Annotated in this window: 12 protein-coding genes; 6 read left to right on the top strand and 6 right to left on the bottom strand. The window is 68.7% G+C overall.

Annotated features, from left to right (window positions below):
* Positions 1-4 precede the first annotated feature (4 nt).
* The 4 genes from R9B84_RS17100 to R9B84_RS17085 form a co-directional block, all read right to left on the bottom strand.
* Positions 5-1,882, bottom strand: a complete 1,878-nt coding sequence (locus R9B84_RS17100) for an ABC transporter ATP-binding protein (RefSeq protein WP_423760565.1) — start codon at positions 1,880-1,882, stop codon at positions 5-7.
* The gene (locus R9B84_RS17095) at positions 1,882-2,841 is read right to left on the bottom strand and encodes an ABC transporter permease (RefSeq protein WP_423760564.1); all 960 of its coding nucleotides are present in this window, start codon (positions 2,839-2,841) and stop codon (positions 1,882-1,884) included. Before R9B84_RS17095 ends, R9B84_RS17100 begins: the two co-directional genes overlap by 1 nt.
* Before the next feature lie 40 nt (positions 2,842-2,881).
* A complete protein-coding gene (locus R9B84_RS17090) occupies positions 2,882-3,835 on the bottom strand; it encodes an ABC transporter permease (RefSeq protein WP_423760563.1) in 954 nt (317 codons plus the stop codon).
* 88 nt (positions 3,836-3,923) lie between these two features.
* Positions 3,924-5,510 (bottom strand): ABC transporter substrate-binding protein, encoded by a 1,587-nt coding sequence (locus R9B84_RS17085; protein WP_423760562.1) that lies wholly within the window; start codon positions 5,508-5,510, stop codon positions 3,924-3,926.
* A gap of 496 nt (positions 5,511-6,006) precedes the next feature.
* Here R9B84_RS17085 and R9B84_RS17080 point away from each other — a divergent pair, with 496 nt between their 5' ends.
* Positions 6,007-6,351: a cupin domain-containing protein gene (locus R9B84_RS17080; protein ID WP_047904375.1), complete on the top strand. Its 345-nt coding sequence runs from the start codon at positions 6,007-6,009 to the stop codon at positions 6,349-6,351.
* A 212-nt stretch (positions 6,352-6,563) separates the two neighbouring features.
* Here R9B84_RS17080 and R9B84_RS17075 read toward each other — a convergent pair whose 3' ends face one another.
* Together R9B84_RS17075 and R9B84_RS17070 are read right to left on the bottom strand one after the other, a co-directional pair.
* On the bottom strand, positions 6,564-8,102 hold the full coding sequence (locus tag R9B84_RS17075; RefSeq protein WP_423761032.1) for a methyl-accepting chemotaxis protein: 1,539 nt from the start codon (positions 8,100-8,102) through the stop codon (positions 6,564-6,566).
* Positions 8,103-8,311: 209 nt separating this feature from the next.
* Positions 8,312-8,980, bottom strand: coding sequence for a haloacid dehalogenase type II (locus tag R9B84_RS17070; RefSeq protein WP_423760561.1), 669 nt, complete (start codon positions 8,978-8,980; stop codon positions 8,312-8,314).
* Positions 8,981-9,469: 489 nt separating this feature from the next.
* Here R9B84_RS17070 and R9B84_RS17065 point away from each other — a divergent pair, with 489 nt between their 5' ends.
* The 5 genes from R9B84_RS17065 (at position 9,470) to R9B84_RS17045 (ending at position 14,996) form a co-directional block, all read left to right on the top strand.
* Positions 9,470-10,330 (top strand): GNAT family N-acetyltransferase, encoded by an 861-nt coding sequence (locus R9B84_RS17065; protein WP_423760560.1) that lies wholly within the window; start codon positions 9,470-9,472, stop codon positions 10,328-10,330.
* An 11-nt stretch (positions 10,331-10,341) separates the two neighbouring features.
* A complete protein-coding gene (locus R9B84_RS17060; protein WP_423760559.1) occupies positions 10,342-11,268 on the top strand; it encodes a 2-hydroxyacid dehydrogenase in 927 nt (308 codons plus the stop codon).
* A gap of 161 nt (positions 11,269-11,429) precedes the next feature.
* A complete protein-coding gene (locus tag R9B84_RS17055; protein ID WP_423760558.1) occupies positions 11,430-12,830 on the top strand; it encodes an aspartate aminotransferase family protein in 1,401 nt (466 codons plus the stop codon).
* Positions 12,831-12,927: 97 nt separating this feature from the next.
* Positions 12,928-13,419 (top strand): Lrp/AsnC family transcriptional regulator, encoded by a 492-nt coding sequence (locus R9B84_RS17050; protein WP_034182400.1) that lies wholly within the window; start codon positions 12,928-12,930, stop codon positions 13,417-13,419.
* A gap of 104 nt (positions 13,420-13,523) precedes the next feature.
* On the top strand, positions 13,524-14,996 hold the full coding sequence (locus tag R9B84_RS17045) for an NAD-dependent succinate-semialdehyde dehydrogenase (RefSeq protein WP_423760557.1): 1,473 nt from the start codon (positions 13,524-13,526) through the stop codon (positions 14,994-14,996).
* Positions 14,997-15,036: the final 40 nt, after the last annotated feature.

The following is a 15,036-nucleotide window of genomic DNA, read 5'->3' as shown; positions in this document are numbered from 1 at the left end:
TCCGCTACGAACGCATCGTCGGCGCCGCCGCGACCGCTGCCGGCTCCGCCTGGAACTGTTCCAGATCCTGCTCGCTGCGATGGCACAGCACCTGCGCGCCGTTGTCGAGCCGGCGCAGCGACGGCGCGATCTGGTTGCACACGCCGTCCACGCGCATCGCGCAGCGCGACACGAACGCACACAGCTCGGGGTTGTCCGCATTCGGTCCGATCGGCACGAGCGGACGGTGGCAGCGTTCGGACGCGCCATCGAGCCAGCCTGCGCGCAATTCCGGCGCCGACGACACGAGCAGGTGCGAGTACGGGTGATAAGGCGGCGCGCACAGCGCGTCGCGGCTGCCCGTCTCGACGCGCCGGCCCGCGTACAGCACGACGATGTCGTCGCTGATCGCGCGCACCTTCGCGATGTCGTGCGTGATGAACACGTACGACACGCCAAGCTTCGCCTGCAGGTCGCGCAGCAGGTCCATGATCGCCGCGCCGACGACCGTGTCGAGCGCCGACGTCACCTCGTCGCACAGGATCAGGTCGGGCTCGGCCGCGAGCGCGCGCGCGAGGTTCACGCGCTGCTTCTGCCCGCCGGACAGTTCGCCCGTGCGCCGCCCGGCGACGGCCTGCGGCAGCCGCACGAGCTCGAGCAGTTCGGCCACGCGCCGCCGCGCGCGCTCGCCCTTCATCCCGTGATAGAACGCGAGCGGCCGCGCGAGCGTGCGCTCGACCGTATGCACCGGGTTCAGCGCGGTGTCCGCGTTCTGGAACACGATCTGCACGCGCCGGTGCTGCGCCTTCGTGCGTTTGCCGATGTCGAGCGCGAGCGGTTCGCCGTCGAGCAGGATCTGGCCGCCCGTCGCCGGCACGAGGCCTGCGATCACCTTCGCGAGCGTCGTCTTGCCGGAACCCGATTCGCCGATCACGCCGACCGTCTGACCGCGCCCGATGCGCAGGTCGACGTCGTGCAGGATCACCTTCGCCGGCCAGCCCTTCGCGTCGCGGCTCCCATAACCGGCTACCGCACGGCGCACTTCGAGCAGCGGCTTCGTGTCGGCCGGCGCCGGCTTCGCGTCGCGCGCGGCATCGTCCGGCGTCACGGCCGCGATCAGGCTCTGCGTATACGGATGCGCGGGCGCGTGCAGGATCTGTTCGGTCGTGCCGGCTTCGCGGATCACGCCGTCGCTCAGCACGACGATCCGGTCGGCCATCTGCGCGACGACCGCGAGATCGTGCGACACGTACACGGCGCTCATTCCGTAGCGGCGGATCACGCTCTTGAACGCCTGCAACACGTCGATCTGCGTGGTCACGTCGAGCGCCGTGGTCGGCTCGTCGAGGATCACGAGTTCGGGGTCGGTGATCAGCGCCATCGCAGCCATCAGGCGTTGAAGCTGCCCACCCGAGACCTGGTGCGGATAGCGCTTGCCGATCGTGTCGGGCTCCGGCAGCGCGAGCACGCGGAACAGCTCGACGGCCTTCGCCTGCGCGTCGCGCTTCGTCAGCGTCCTGTGGATCAGCGCACTCTCGATCACCTGGTCGAGAATCGTGCGCGACGGGTTGAACGCCGCGGCCGCGCTCTGCGCGATGTACGCAACCTTGCGGCCGCGCAGCGCGGTCAGTTCATGCGCAGGCAGCCCGCATACGTCCACGCCGCCGAGCTTCACCGAGCCGCCGGCGATCCGGCAGCCCGCGCGCGCATGGCCCATAAGCGACAGCGCGATCGTCGTCTTGCCCGAGCCCGACTCGCCGATCAGCGCGAGCACTTCACCGCGTCGCACGTCGAAGTCGACGCCGTGGACGATCGTGGTGTCCGCCTCGCCCGGGCGGCCGCCGACGACGCGCAGCCCGCGCACCTCGACGAGGGCGTTCGTTTCATTCGCTTTGCCTGGCATCAGTGTCCTCCCGCGGCACCGGCCGTGCCCTTGCGGCGGCCGCGATGCGGCAGCCCGTCGATCAGCAGGTTCACGCCCACCGTCAGGATCGCGATCGCGACCGCGGGCATGATCGCGACGGCCGAGCCGTCGCCGAGGCTCGCGATGTTCTCGCGCACGAGCGAGCCGAGATCGGCGTACGGCGGCTGCACGCCGAGCCCGAGGAAGCTCAGGCCGCTCAGCAGCAGCACGACGAACGTGAAGCGCAGGCCGGTATCCGCGAGCATCGGGTGAATCATGTTCGGCAGCATCTCGACGCACGCGATGTACAGCGCGCTCTCGCCGCGCGCCCGCGCGACCTGCACGTATTCGAGCGTGCTGATGTTGACGGCCAGCGCACGGGCGATCCGGTACGAGCCCGGCATGTAGCTGATCGCGGCGGTCAGGATCAGGAGCGGCAGCGACGAGCCGAACGCGGCCACGATCATCAGCGCGAACATCTTCGACGGGATCGACGTCAGCGCATCGAGCAGCCGGCTCATCGTCTCGTCCACCGCGCGGCCCGCAACCGTCGCGACGAGGCCGAGCGTCGTGCCGGTCATCGCGGCAAGCAGCGCGGCCGCGAGCGCGAGCAGCACGGTCAGACGCGTGCCGTGGATGATCCGGCTCAGCATGTCGCGGCCGAGAAAGTCCGCGCCGAACGGCAGCTTCGCGCTGAACGGCGCGAACACGTCGGGCGTCACGATCGCGCCGACGTCGTGCGGCGCGATCCACGGCGCGAACACCGCGACAAGCAGCATCAGGCAGACCATCGACAGGCCGACCTTGCCGCCCGCCGTCAGGCTCAGGCGCACCGCGCGGCGCTTGCGCGGCTGGTCGGGGGACGGGGCGGCGGGCGGGCGCGCGCTGCCGTTCCATGGCGGGAGCGGGTCGCCGTGCGGCGGCGCGCTGCTGCGTTGAACAGGATCGGTTGGATGCATGGTCCGCGTCTCGGGCAAAGGGGCAACGGTTACGGGGCGCTCAGGTGCGCAGTTTCGGGTTCGACACGATCGAGCACACGTCGGCGAGCAGCACGAGCACCAGATAGCCGAGACAGAACAGCAGCGTGCAGGCCTGGACCAGCGGGAAATCGCGGTTGCTGACGGCGTCGACCATCAGGCTCGCAAGCCCCGGATAGTTGAAGATCGTCTCGACGACGATCACGCCGCCGAGCAGGTACGACAGGCTCAGCGCGATCGCGTTGGCGATCGGCCCGATCGCGTTCGGCAGCGCATGGCGCAGCACCACGCGCGCGGGGCTCGCGCCCTTGAGCACGGCCATCTCGACGTAGGACGCGCTGAGCTGCTCGATCACGGCCGCGCGCGTCATGCGCGCCATCTGCGCGATCACCACCGCGCACAGCGTCAGCACCGGCATCGCATACGCGCGCAGGAACTGGTTGAACGTCTCGATCGGGCCGCTATACGACAGCGCGGACAGCCAGTGCAGCTTCACCGCGAGCACCAGCACGGCGACCGTCGCGATCAGGAATTCCGGCGTCGCGACGAGCGACAGCGTGCCGAGGCTCACCACGCGGTCGACGATCGACTCGCGCTTGACGGCCGCGAGGATGCCGAGCAGCAATGCGATCGGCACCGACACGCAGGTCGTGATCGCCGCGAGCGTCAGCGATTTCGGCAGCCGGCCCTCGATCATCTGCGACACCGGCATGTCGCTCGACAGCGAGCGGCCGAAATCGCCTTGCAGCAGATGGCCGAGCCAGCGCAGATAGCGCTCGTGCGCGGGCATGTCGAGGCCGAACTGCAGGCGCAGCGCGGCGACCGTTTCGGGCGTCGCCGACTGGCCGAGCGCGGCCTGCGCGGCGTCGCCGGGCAGCAGGTTCGTGATCGTGAAGATGATCACCGACACGATCAGCAGCGTCAGCATCGTAATCGCGATGCGCCGGCCGATCAGTCCGGGCAGGGTTTGATTCATCGCGCGGCACTCCTGGAATTGTCGCAATGTCGCGCGGGCCGGAGGGCTTACGTGCCCATCGGCCCGCGCGGTCAGCCGAAACGCCGCGTCAGGCGTTCCACCACACGTGCTCGGCGAACGAGAAGCCCATCATCCCGCCCGTCGGGATCGAGCCGAGGCCCGCGAGACGCTTGTCGTACGCGTCGATCAGGCTGATGAACGCCGGGATGCCGATCCCGCCCTGCTCCGACACAAGCACCTGCATGTCGCCGTACATCTGCTTGCGCTTCGCGTCGTCGGTCTCGGAGCGCGCGGCGAGCAGAAGCTGGTCGAACTTCGGGCTCTTCCAGCCCGACTCGTTCCACGGCGCGTCCGACTTGAAGAACTGCGTGAACAGCACGTCGGCACTCGAACGCGGGTTGATGTTGCCGAAGCCGAGCGGATGCTTCATCCAGTGGGTCGACCAGTAGCCGTCGGCCGATACGCGGTTCACCTGCAGGTTTACGCCGATCTTCTGCGCGGCCTGCTGCAGCAGCACGGCCATCTCGACCGAGCCGTTCGCGTCCGGCGTCGCGTAGATCGGCGGCAGCGCGGCGCCGATCGCGCCGGCCTTCTGCAGGTGGAACTTCGCCTTGTCCGGATCGTACGGCCGCTGCGGCAGCGACGCGTTGAAGTAGCGGTGCCCCGGCGGAATCGGCTGGTCGTTGCCGATCACCGCGTAGTTGCGGAACACGGCCGAGCGGATCTGCTCGCGGTCGAACAGGTATTTCATCCCCGTCACGAAATCGGGGTTCGCCGTCATCGGGTTGTCGCGGCGCATGATCAGATCGGTATAGAGGCCCGACTTGGTTTCCTTGATCGCGTAGCCGGGCGTCGACGCGACGCGCTGCGTCGAACGCGGATCGACCGAGTTGATCAGGTGCACGTCGCCCGACAGCAGCGCATTCAGGCGCGCGGCGTTGTCGTTGATGCCGATCAGCTCGATCTCGTCGAGATACGGCATCCCCGGCTTGAAGTAGTTGTCGTTGCGCACGCCGACCGTCGACACGCCCGGCTTGAACGTCTTCAGCTTGTACGGGCCCGAGCCGATCCCGGTCGTGAAGTCGGTCGTGCCGTCCTTGACGATCACGAGCTGCGGGGTCGCGAGAATCACCGGCAGGTCCGCGTTCGCGCTGTCGAGCGTAAGCGTCACCTCGTTCGGGCCGCTCGCCTTCGCGTCCGCGAACTGGTCGGCGATCGTCTTGACCTTCGACGCGGTCGCGGCGTTCTTGTGGCGCATCAGCGAGAACACGACGTCCTGCGGCCCGACCGGCTTGCCGTCGTGGAACGTGACACCCTTGCGCAGCTTGATGACCCAGGTCTTCGCATCGGTCGTCTGCAGCGATTCGGCCAGGTTCATCTGCGGCGTCAGGCTGGCATCCAGCTGCGTCAGGCCGCTATAGAACATGAAGAATCGGATATAGTCGGCGCCCGTCGAGCCCTTGGCCGGGTCGAGCGTATCGGCCGTCGAACTGGTTTCGTAGGCGGCCCGGATCTTGCCGCCGCGCTTCGGCGCGGGCGCGGCGAACGCAGCCTGGGCGCCTGCCAGCAGTCCGCCTGCGCCGGTGGCCATCATGCCGCCCGCCGCCATGATCCGCATCATGTCGCGGCGCGTGAAGCCGCGGTGATCACCGCCGTTGTCGATATCGTCGCTCATCCGAACTGCTCCTGACTGTGGAAAGTGGGTCCTGGGGTCCAGCGTGGTTCGTGATTCCCGCCGCGCCCGCCTGCTGGTAGCGAGTGCAACGTCGTACGCATTGAGTTCATTTAAGCACCGCCAAAATGGCGGTTATCGCGATTCGGGGCGCCTGCACGACACGATTCGACCGTTTTGGGCCATCCGCGCAGCATGATTTGCTGCGCGCTCGCGTGTGCCGCCGCACCTTCCTGCTCGACTCGCGACAGATGCGTGACAGAGGGAATCGTAAAGCGGCGGCCACCGCAGATTTCACCGACAAAATTGCCCGTTCGGCATCCGAAACGCGTTCGGCGGCCCCAAACCGCATGTTGTGCGTCGATTGCGCGCTCGCGGGCCGGTGGCGGCCGAAACGAGCGAAATGTCCTAGTCGCCGGCCGCGCACGCGTGCGACAGTGAGCCGCCCTCGCAGCCGCTGCGCCGGGGCGAATTCCCATCACCGCGAGGACACCCACGCATGAAAGTTCAGAAGATTTCCCGCTCCGTCGACACCGCGTTGCCCGAAGACTGGGGCACGGCCGGATTGCCCGGCACCGAGCCCGCCCGCGTGTCGGGCCGCCAGGTCGTGATCCCGGGCAGCGAGGCGTTCGACACCGGCGTGTTCGAATGCACGCCGGGCACTTACCGGCGCGGCGTGAAGGAAGCGGAGGTGATGCATTTCCTCGCGGGCGCCGGCACGTTTGCGCCGGATGGCGAGGAAGCGATCGAGTTCGGCGCGGGCGACACGCTGTTCTTCGCCGCGAACACCGAAGGGCTGTGGGACGTGCGCGAGACGATGCGCAAGGTGTATGTGATTTTCTGACGCGGGCACCCGAATCCGCAGGCTTTCCCGGGGCGGCAAGCCGGCCGCGCAGGCAATGTCTTGGCGAAGTCGGTCGGTTCGGCGCCGCGTGCACGCGTGATCGCGGCACGCCTTTTTATCGAAGGCGGCGATCAAACCATCGCGCCCCCCATGAACATCCCGGGTTCATCGCGCATGCGCGTCGCGCCCGCTTTCCGTCCCGGGATGGCAGCTCAGCTGGCCAGCCGGAACACCGCGACCGCGGACCTCAACCGTGCCGCCTGTTCATCCAGGGACGAAGCCGCAGCGGCAGCCTGCTCCACGAGCGCGGCGTTCTGCTGAGTGACTTCGTCCATTTGCGACACCGCCTTGCCGACCTGTTCAATGCCGGTACTTTGCTCGGCAGAGGCCGTGGAGATCTCGCCCATGATGTCGGCTACCCGGTCGATCGACCGGACGATCTCCGTCATGCGCGCCCCCGCCGCCTCGACGAGCCGGCTGCCGCTGCCGACCTTCTCGACCGACACTTCGATCAGCCCCTTGATGTCCTTCGCCGCCGCGGCGCTGCGCTGGGCAAGCGAGCGGACCTCCGACGCCACGACCGCGAACCCGCGCCCTTCCTCGCCGGCTCGCGCCGCTTCGACCGCTGCGTTGAGCGCAAGAATGTTCGTCTGGAATGCGATGCTTTCGATCACGACCGTAATGTCGGCGATCCGCACCGACTCGTCCGAAATCTGCCGCATCGTTTCGACGACCTCCTGCACGGCGGTCCCGCCGAGTTCGGTCGCCTCCTTGGCCGTGGTCACGAGCACGTTGGCCTGACGCGCATTCTCGGCGTTCTGTCTGACCGTCGACGTGATCTGCTCCATGCTGGCGGCCGTTTCCTGCAGCGACGCGGCCTGTTCCTCCGTGCGTTGCGACAGGTCCAGGTTGCCTTGCGCGATCTCGCCGGTGCCGACGGCAATCGAGTGGGTCGTGGTCTGGATTTCGGCGATCGTCTCGGTCAGGCGCGCCTTCATTTCGCCGAGCGCCGCGAGCAGGCTGCCCGGCGCGGCCTGTGCCGCATCGAACTCGACGTCCAGTTCGCCGGCGGCGATGCGCGCCGCGATGTGCGTCGCGTGCGCCGGCTCGCCGCCCAGCGTGCGCCTGACGCTGCGCAGGACGCCCCATGCGATGGCCGCGAGCGTCGCGGCGATGACGAGCGCAATGGCGCCCAGCACCATCGCGAGCCGGGTGAAGGCTGCGTCGATATCGTCGTAAAAGAACCCCGTGCCGATCCACCAGTCCCACTCCGGAATGGCGACCACGCCCTGGAGTTTCGGCACCGCATCCGCGTCGGGGCTGCGCTTGACCAGCACGTCGACGAGCGCGAAATGCGCCTGTGCCATCCCGGCGCGGTAAGCCTCGCTATCGGTCAGGCCGCCGGTCGTGCGATTCCCCTTGGCCCGGGTGCCGATGAACTTCGCGTTCGGATGAACCAGGTTGACGCCGTCGGCAGTCGTGACCCAGTAGTAGCTTTTCGTATCCGCGTTGAGCGCCGACAGCGCGGCTTTTGCCTGCTGCTGGGCCTGGTCGGCCGTGAGCGTGCCGCTCGCCTGCAACGCGCGGTACGAATTGACCAGATGTTCGGCCTTCGTCAACAGAATGACGATCTCTTCGCGACGGCTGTCGATCAACGCGCCGCGCAGCGTGTGCAGCGACATGGTGGCAAGCAATACGACACCGAGCAGCGCGGCTGCGACGAGCATCAGCAGTTTCGTGGACAACTTCATGCGGGAGCCTCGCGATATTAACCATTCGGTACAGATATCGGCGTCGGCGGCTCCACCTTGAATGTCACTGCATCGGTATTTACCCTCGATTCGTGCGCTGATCGTACGCGCACGACGAAGCGGCCGGGCCGGCCGCTCCGTGGATTCGCCCGGGCGTGCCCGAGCGGCGGCGCGACGCACGACACGTGCGCGCGCAACCGACGCGACGCTTACAGGCCGAGCTGCGTCGCGAGATCGCCGATGTCGGACACTTCCGTGTAGTTGTAGTACGGCGTGCCCGGCTCGTGGCCGCGATTGACGAACGCCTTGTGCTTGATCCCGAGATCCTCGGCCGTCATCAGGTCGTAACGCAGGCTCGACGACACGTGCAGCACGTCCTGCGGCTGGCAGCCGAGCTTGTCGAACATGTATTCGAAGCCCTGCATGCGCGGCTTGTACGACTGCGCCTGCTGCGCGGTGAACACCGCGTGAAACGGCGCGCCGAGCTTGTCGACGTTGCTCATGATCTGGTCGTCCGACGCGTTCGACAGGATCACCAGCTTGTACTTCTTCGCGAGCCGCGACAGGCCGGCCGGCACGTCCGGATGCGGGCCCCAGGTCGGGACCGCGAGATAGAAGCGCTCGGCCTCGGCTTCGTCGAACGTCACGCCGAGCTTGTTGCAGGTGCGGCGGATCGCGTTGACGACCACGTCGCGATACGGCTTCCACGCGCCGAGCACCTCGTCGAGGCGATAGCCGGCGAACACGCGCACGAATTCCTCGAGATCGACCGGCGACAGCCGGTCGGCGTAAATCTCGCGCGCCATGTCGCCCATCCGGAAGCGGGTCAGCGTGCCATAGCAGTCGAACGTGATGAATTTCGGTTCAAATTGAATCATGGTGACGTCCTGTCGGTGTGAAGCCCCGGCAGGGCCGGGGACGGGCTGGGTTGAACGCAATTGAATCAGGGCAATAAATCCTTCGCGCATCGTTCGGCGCCGCTCGAAACGCACGATCGCCGCGTGTTGCGGGGCCGGCACGGCACGATCTGCGGCGCTTGCCGCTACGGCGATCCCGGCGCAGCGTGCGCCGGCCGTCCGACGGGACCGCCGTAGCGGCAACGCGCCGCTCGTGCACACTGGCCATGCGATCCGGCCCGGCGGCGAGCGCACCGCGCTGCTTCAATCGTACGGGCGTTCCCGTAGCAGATGCTGCCGGATTGACCGCCCGCGCCGGCACGGAACGCGCGTTGCGTCGCGCCGTTCGAACCGGTTTGCGTCGATTTCGCGCGACAGGCCGCCGCCGCCGAAAAACAGGCGAATCGTCCTATCCGCGCCGTGCCGCCGCTGGCAGAGTGGGGCGTCATTCCTACCGATCCGGAGTCCGGCGTGGCCGACCTCAATCCTTCCCGCACGCTTACCTATCGCCCGTTCGCCGAAAGCGACCTGCCCGCCGCGCATCGGCTGTCGGAAGCGTTCAACTGGCCGCATCGGGTCGACGACTGGCGCTTCGTGCTGCAGCTCGGCAGCGGCTTCGTCGCCGAAGACGAGACCGGCGTCGTCGGCACCGCGCTCGGCTGGCGCTTCGGCGAATCGCATGCATCGCTCGGCATGGTGATCGTGTCGCCCGAGCGCCACGGCCGCGGCATCGGCCGCGAACTCCTCGCGCGGCTCGTCGACGGCTTCGGCACGCGCACGGTGTTCCTGCATGCGACGCCGGCCGGCGAGCCGCTGTACGCGAAGTTCGGCTTCCACGCGATCGGCACGATCGACCAGCACCAGGGCACCGTGTTCCAGCCGCCGCTGATCTCGCTGCCGCCCGGCGAACGGCTGCGGCCGCTCGGCACGAACGACGGCCCGCGACTCGCGGCGCTCGCGTCGCGCGCGGCCGGCTATCCGCGCGACGCGGTGACCGAGGCGCTGCTCGACGTCGCCAACGGGATCGCGCTCGACCGCGACGGCGAGCTGCTCGGCTTCGCGCTGTTCCGCCGGTTCGGCCGCGGCCATGCGATCGGGCCGGTCATCGCGCCGGACGCGCTGCGCGCGCAGGCGCTCATCAGCCACTGGCTCGCGCTGCACGAGGGCATGTTCGTGCGGCTCGACGTGCCGGGCGACAGCGGCCTGTCCGACTGGCTGCAGGGGCTCGGGTTGCCGCGCGTCGACACGGTCGTCGCGATGGCGCGCGGCGACGCGCCCGCCCGCGACCCGGCGCTGCGCGCGTTCGCGATCGTGAACCAGGCGCTCGGCTGAGCGACGCGGGCATGAGCTTCGTCTACAAGGCCGATCCGGTGCGCGGCGCGCAATGGGCGCACCGCTTCGCGCAACTGGCGCCCGACCTCGCGTTCCGGATCTGGCCGGACATCGGCGATCCGCACGCGGTGCGCTACCTCGCCGCGTGGCAGCCGCCCGACGATCCGGTCGCGCTGCTGCCGAACCTCGAGATCGTGTTCTCCGTCGGCGCCGGCATCGACCAGTTCGACCTGTCGCGCGTGCCGGCGCACATCCCGGTCGTGCGGATGATCGAGCCCGGCATCGTCGACGGCATGGTCGAGTATGTGACGCAGGCCGTGCTGACGATCCATCGCGACCTGTTCGACTATGCGGCGCAGCAACGCACGCAGGTTTGGCACGAGCGGCCGGTGCGCGCGGCCGCATCGCGCCGCGTCGGCGTGCTCGGGCTCGGCACGCTCGGCCAGGCCGTGCTCGACATGCTGCAGCGCTTCGGCTTCCCGTGCGCCGGCTGGAGCCGGACGCCGCGCACGCTCGACGGCGTCGAGTGCCATGCGGGCGATGCGGCGCTGGACGCGTTTCTCGCACGCACCGACATCCTGATCTGCCTGCTGCCGCTGACGGACGACACGCGCGGGCTGCTCGGCGCGCGCGTGTTCGACGCGCTGCCGGCCGGCGCGTCGCTCGTGCAGGTCGGTCGCGGCCCGCAGCTCGACGCGGCCGCGCTGCTCGCGGCGCTCGACAGCGGCCGGCTCGACAGCGCGATCCTCGACGTGACGGATCCCGAACCTTTACTGGCCGGCCACCCGTTCTGGACGCATCCACGCATCCGGATCACGCCGCACATCGCCAGCGCGACGCGGCCCGACACCGCCGTCGACGCCGTGCTCGCGAACCTCGCGCGGCATCGCGCGGGGCAGCCGATGATCGGTGTCGTCGATCGCGCGCGCGGCTACTGACCGTTCATCCGCACCGGCGCGCGGGCGCAGCAGAAAATGCCGAAGCGCGCCGTGCAAACGCCGCGCCCGTACGTTTCAGCCGGCAAATTGAAGGCACGCGAGAACTTCTCGCTCGTTAGGATGACTCCATCGCTGACACCCGACGAGAGTCCCGCCCTGCCATGACCTACTCCGCGCTGATCGAAGCCGATCGCCAACACCTGATCCACCCGGTCGTCAATTACCGTACGCACGAGGCGCGCGGCGTCACCGTGCTCGACTCCGCCGACGGCGTCTTCCTGCGCGATGCGCAAGGCCACATGCTGCTCGACGCGTTTTCCGGCCTGTGGTGCGTGAACGTCGGCTACGGCCGCGACAGCATCGTGAAGGCGGCGGCCGACCAGATGGCGAGGCTGCCGTATGCCACCGGCTATTTCCATTTCGGGTCGCAGCCCGCGATCGAGCTCGCCGAGCGGCTCGCGGCACTCGCGCCCGCGTCGCTGAACCGCGTGTACTTCACGCTCGGCGGCTCCGACGCGGTCGATTCCGCGGTGCGCTTCATCACGCACTATTTCAACGCGACCGGCCGCCCGACGAAGAAGCACATGATTGCGCTCGAGCGCGGGTATCACGGCTCGTCGTCGATCGGCGCCGGGCTCACCGCGTTGCCCGCGTTCCATCGCCATTTCGACCTGCCGCGCGCCGACCAGCACCACATTCCGTCGCCCTACCCGTATCGCCACCCGCTCGGCGACGATCCGCAGGCGCTGATCGCCGCGTCGGTCGCCGCGCTCGAAGCGAAGGTCGCGGAACTCGGCGCGGACAACGTCGCGGCGTTCTTCTGCGAGCCGGTGCAAGGCTCCGGCGGCGTGATCGTGCCGCCCGCGGGCTGGCTGAAGGCGATGCGCGACGCGTGCCGGCGTCTCGGCATCCTGTTCGTGGCCGACGAGGTGATCACCGGCTTCGGCCGCACGGGCCCGCTGTTCGCGTGCGAAACCGAACGCGTCGAGCCGGACCTGATGACCGTCGCCAAGGGCTTGACGGCCGGTTATGCGCCGATGGGCGCGGTCCTGATGTCCGACGAAATATACGAAGGGATCGCGGGCAGCCGCACCGAGTCCGCGGTGGTCGGGCACGGCCACACGTATTCCGCGCATCCGGTCAGCGCCGCGATCGGCCTCGAGGTGCTGAGGCTCTATCACGACGGCGGGCTGCTCGCGAACGGCCAGGCGATGGCGCCGCGCTTCGCGGCGGGCCTCGCCGCGCTGCGCGACCATCCGCTGGTCGGCGACGCGCGTTCGGCGGGCCTGCTCGGCGCGCTCGAACTGGTGGCCGACAAGGCGCGCAAGACGCGCTTCGACCCGGCGCTGAACCTGCCCGACCGGATCACGGCGGCCGCGTACGCGAACGGCATCGTGTTCCGCGCGTTCGGCGACGGCGTGCTCGGTTTCGCGCCGGCGCTGAGCTTCACGGCCGGCGAGTTCGACCTGCTGTTCGATCGCGTGCGCAAGACGCTCGACGACGTGCTGGCCGACGCGGGCGTGCAGCGCGCGCTCGACGACGCCCACGCGCAGCCCGCGTGAAACGGACGTGAAGCGGGCGAGGGAAAGCCGGGCTTGTGGCGGCTACCGTTCGACTCTAAAGTAACCGGACATTCCATATCTGCCTTCTCACGTGAACATGACGGACAGCAAGCTAGACCGGATCGACCTGCGCATTCTTTCCCAGCTGCAAAAGCGCGGGCGCATGACCAACGTCGAACTGGCCGATGCAGTCGGACTGTCGCCGAGCCCGTGCCTGATCCGCGTGAAGCGGCTCGAGAAGGCCGGCTACATCGCCGGGTACGGCGCGCACATCCAGCTCGAGAAGCTCGGCGACGTGCAGGTGGTGTTTACCGAGGTCACGCTGGCCGACCACCGGCGCGAGGACTTCGACCGGTTCGTCGCGGCGATCCGCGATGTCGACGAGATCGTCGAGTGCCATCTCGCGAGCGGCGGCTACGACTATCTGCTCAAGTTCGTCACGCGCAGCGTGAGCCACTACCAGACGATCGTCGAAGGGCTGCTCGAGCAGAACATCGGCATCGAGAAGTATTTCAGCTACGTGATCATCAAGTCGCCGTTCGTCAAGCGGCACTACCCGCTCGAATCGCTGTTCGGCGAGCGGCACTGACGAGCAGCGGCGGCCATCGCGAGCACAGCAGCGGCGCGCCGGACGCGCGTCGCCGCGACGCACCGGCCTGCCGCCGTCGAGCCGACATCATTCAAGGACCTGCCATGTCACTTACCCTCTCCCGCACCGAACTCGTTCGCAGTGCAAACCTGATCGACGGCGCGTGGCGCGACGCGCTCGACGGCCGTCGCTTCGCGGTCACCGATCCGGCGACGCTCGAGCGCGTGGCCGACGCGCCCGACAGCGGCGCGGCCGACGCGCGTGCGGCCACCGATGCGGCCGTGCGCGCGCTGCCCGCGTGGCGCGCGACGCCGGCCCGCGAACGCGCGGCGATCCTGCGTGCGTGGCATGCGGCGATCGTTGCGCACACCGACGATCTCGCGAAACTGATGTCGCGCGAACAGGGCAAGCCGCTCGCCGAAGCGCGCGGCGAAGTCGCGTATGGCGCGTCGTATGTGCTGTGGTTCGCCGAGGAAGCGACCCGCACGTACGGCGACCTGATTCCGCAACAGCAGCGCGGCAAGCGGCTGAGTGCGGTCAAGGAGCCGATCGGCGTCGTCGCCGCGATCACGCCGTGGAATTTCCCGCTCGCGATGATCGCGCGCAAGATCGCGCCCGCGCTCGCGGCCGGCTGCACGGTCGTCGCGAAGCCGGCCGAAGACACGCCGCTCACGGCGCTCGCGCTGGCGTTCCTCGCGCAGGAGGCCGGCGTGCCGCCCGGCGTGCTGAACGTGATCGCCGCATCGCGCGCGCACGGCATCGACGCGGTGGCCGACTGGCTCGCCGACGGCCGCGTGCGCAAGATCACGTTTACGGGATCGACGCCCGTCGGCAAGCTGCTCGCACGCGAATCGGCCGCGACGCTCAAGAAGCTGTCGCTCGAGCTCGGCGGCAATGCGCCGTTCATCGTGTTCGACGATGCCGAGCTCGACGCCGCCGTCGACGGGCTGATGGCCGCCAAGTTCCGTAACGGCGGCCAGACATGCGTATCGCCGAATCGCGTGTACGTGCAGGCCCGGATCTACGACGCATTCGCCGCGAAGCTCGCCGCGCGGGTCGGTGCGTTGAGGGTCGCGCCTGCGACCGACCCTGCCGCGCAGATCGGCCCGATGATCAACGCACGCGCGGTCGACAAGATCGCGCGCCACGTCGGCGACGCAATCGAGCGCGGCGCGCGCGTGCTCACGGGCGGCAAGCGCCTGACCGAGCTCGGCCCGAACTATTACGCGCCGACGGTGCTCGCCGACGCCACCGTCGACATGCAACTGACCTGCGAGGAGACCTTCGGGCCGGTCGCCGCGCTGTTTCCGTTCGATACCGAGGACGAAGCCGTCGGCGCCGCGAACGACACGCCGTTCGGGCTCGCCGCGTATTTCTACACGCAGGACGTGCGGCGGATCGCGCGCGTGTCGGCACGGCTCGAAACGGGCATCGTCGGCATCAACGAGGGCGCGCTCGCAAGCGAAGCCGCGCCGTTCGGCGGCGTGAAGGAATCGGGCTATGGCCGCGAAGGTTCGCGCCATGGCCTCGACGACTACCTGTCGATCAAGTACCTGTGCCAGGGCGGGCTCGACTGATCGCGCGCCCCTTTCTTACGTTTTCGTTACCCGGTATGCC

It is taken from the genome of Burkholderia sp. NLJ2 (assembly GCF_049487195.1).
GTDB lineage: Bacteria > Pseudomonadota > Gammaproteobacteria > Burkholderiales > Burkholderiaceae > Burkholderia > Burkholderia pyrrocinia.
The sequence above is the reverse complement of the archived record's forward strand: the minus strand, read 5'-3'. Positions and strand labels throughout refer to the sequence as shown.

What these genes read in the sequence shown, in the direction of transcription:
- R9B84_RS17100 (WP_423760565.1), bottom strand. Translation starts at nt 1,882, where the DNA reads ATGCCAGGCAAAGCGAATGAAACGAACGCCCTCGTCGAGGTGCGCGGG.
- R9B84_RS17070 (WP_423760561.1), bottom strand. Translation starts at nt 8,980, where the DNA reads ATGATTCAATTTGAACCGAAATTCATCACGTTCGACTGCTATGGCACG.
- R9B84_RS17085 (WP_423760562.1), bottom strand. Translation starts at nt 5,510, where the DNA reads ATGAGCGACGATATCGACAACGGCGGTGATCACCGCGGCTTCACGCGC.
- R9B84_RS17060 (WP_423760559.1), top strand. Translation starts at nt 10,342, where the DNA reads ATGAGCTTCGTCTACAAGGCCGATCCGGTGCGCGGCGCGCAATGGGCG.
- R9B84_RS17090 (WP_423760563.1), bottom strand. Translation starts at nt 3,835, where the DNA reads ATGAATCAAACCCTGCCCGGACTGATCGGCCGGCGCATCGCGATTACG.
- R9B84_RS17095 (WP_423760564.1), bottom strand. Translation starts at nt 2,841, where the DNA reads ATGCATCCAACCGATCCTGTTCAACGCAGCAGCGCGCCGCCGCACGGC.
- R9B84_RS17075 (WP_423761032.1), bottom strand. Translation starts at nt 8,102, where the DNA reads ATGAAGTTGTCCACGAAACTGCTGATGCTCGTCGCAGCCGCGCTGCTC.
- R9B84_RS17045 (WP_423760557.1), top strand. Translation starts at nt 13,524, where the DNA reads ATGTCACTTACCCTCTCCCGCACCGAACTCGTTCGCAGTGCAAACCTG.
- R9B84_RS17055 (WP_423760558.1), top strand. Translation starts at nt 11,430, where the DNA reads ATGACCTACTCCGCGCTGATCGAAGCCGATCGCCAACACCTGATCCAC.
- R9B84_RS17080 (WP_047904375.1), top strand. Translation starts at nt 6,007, where the DNA reads ATGAAAGTTCAGAAGATTTCCCGCTCCGTCGACACCGCGTTGCCCGAA.
- R9B84_RS17050 (WP_034182400.1), top strand. Translation starts at nt 12,928, where the DNA reads ATGACGGACAGCAAGCTAGACCGGATCGACCTGCGCATTCTTTCCCAG.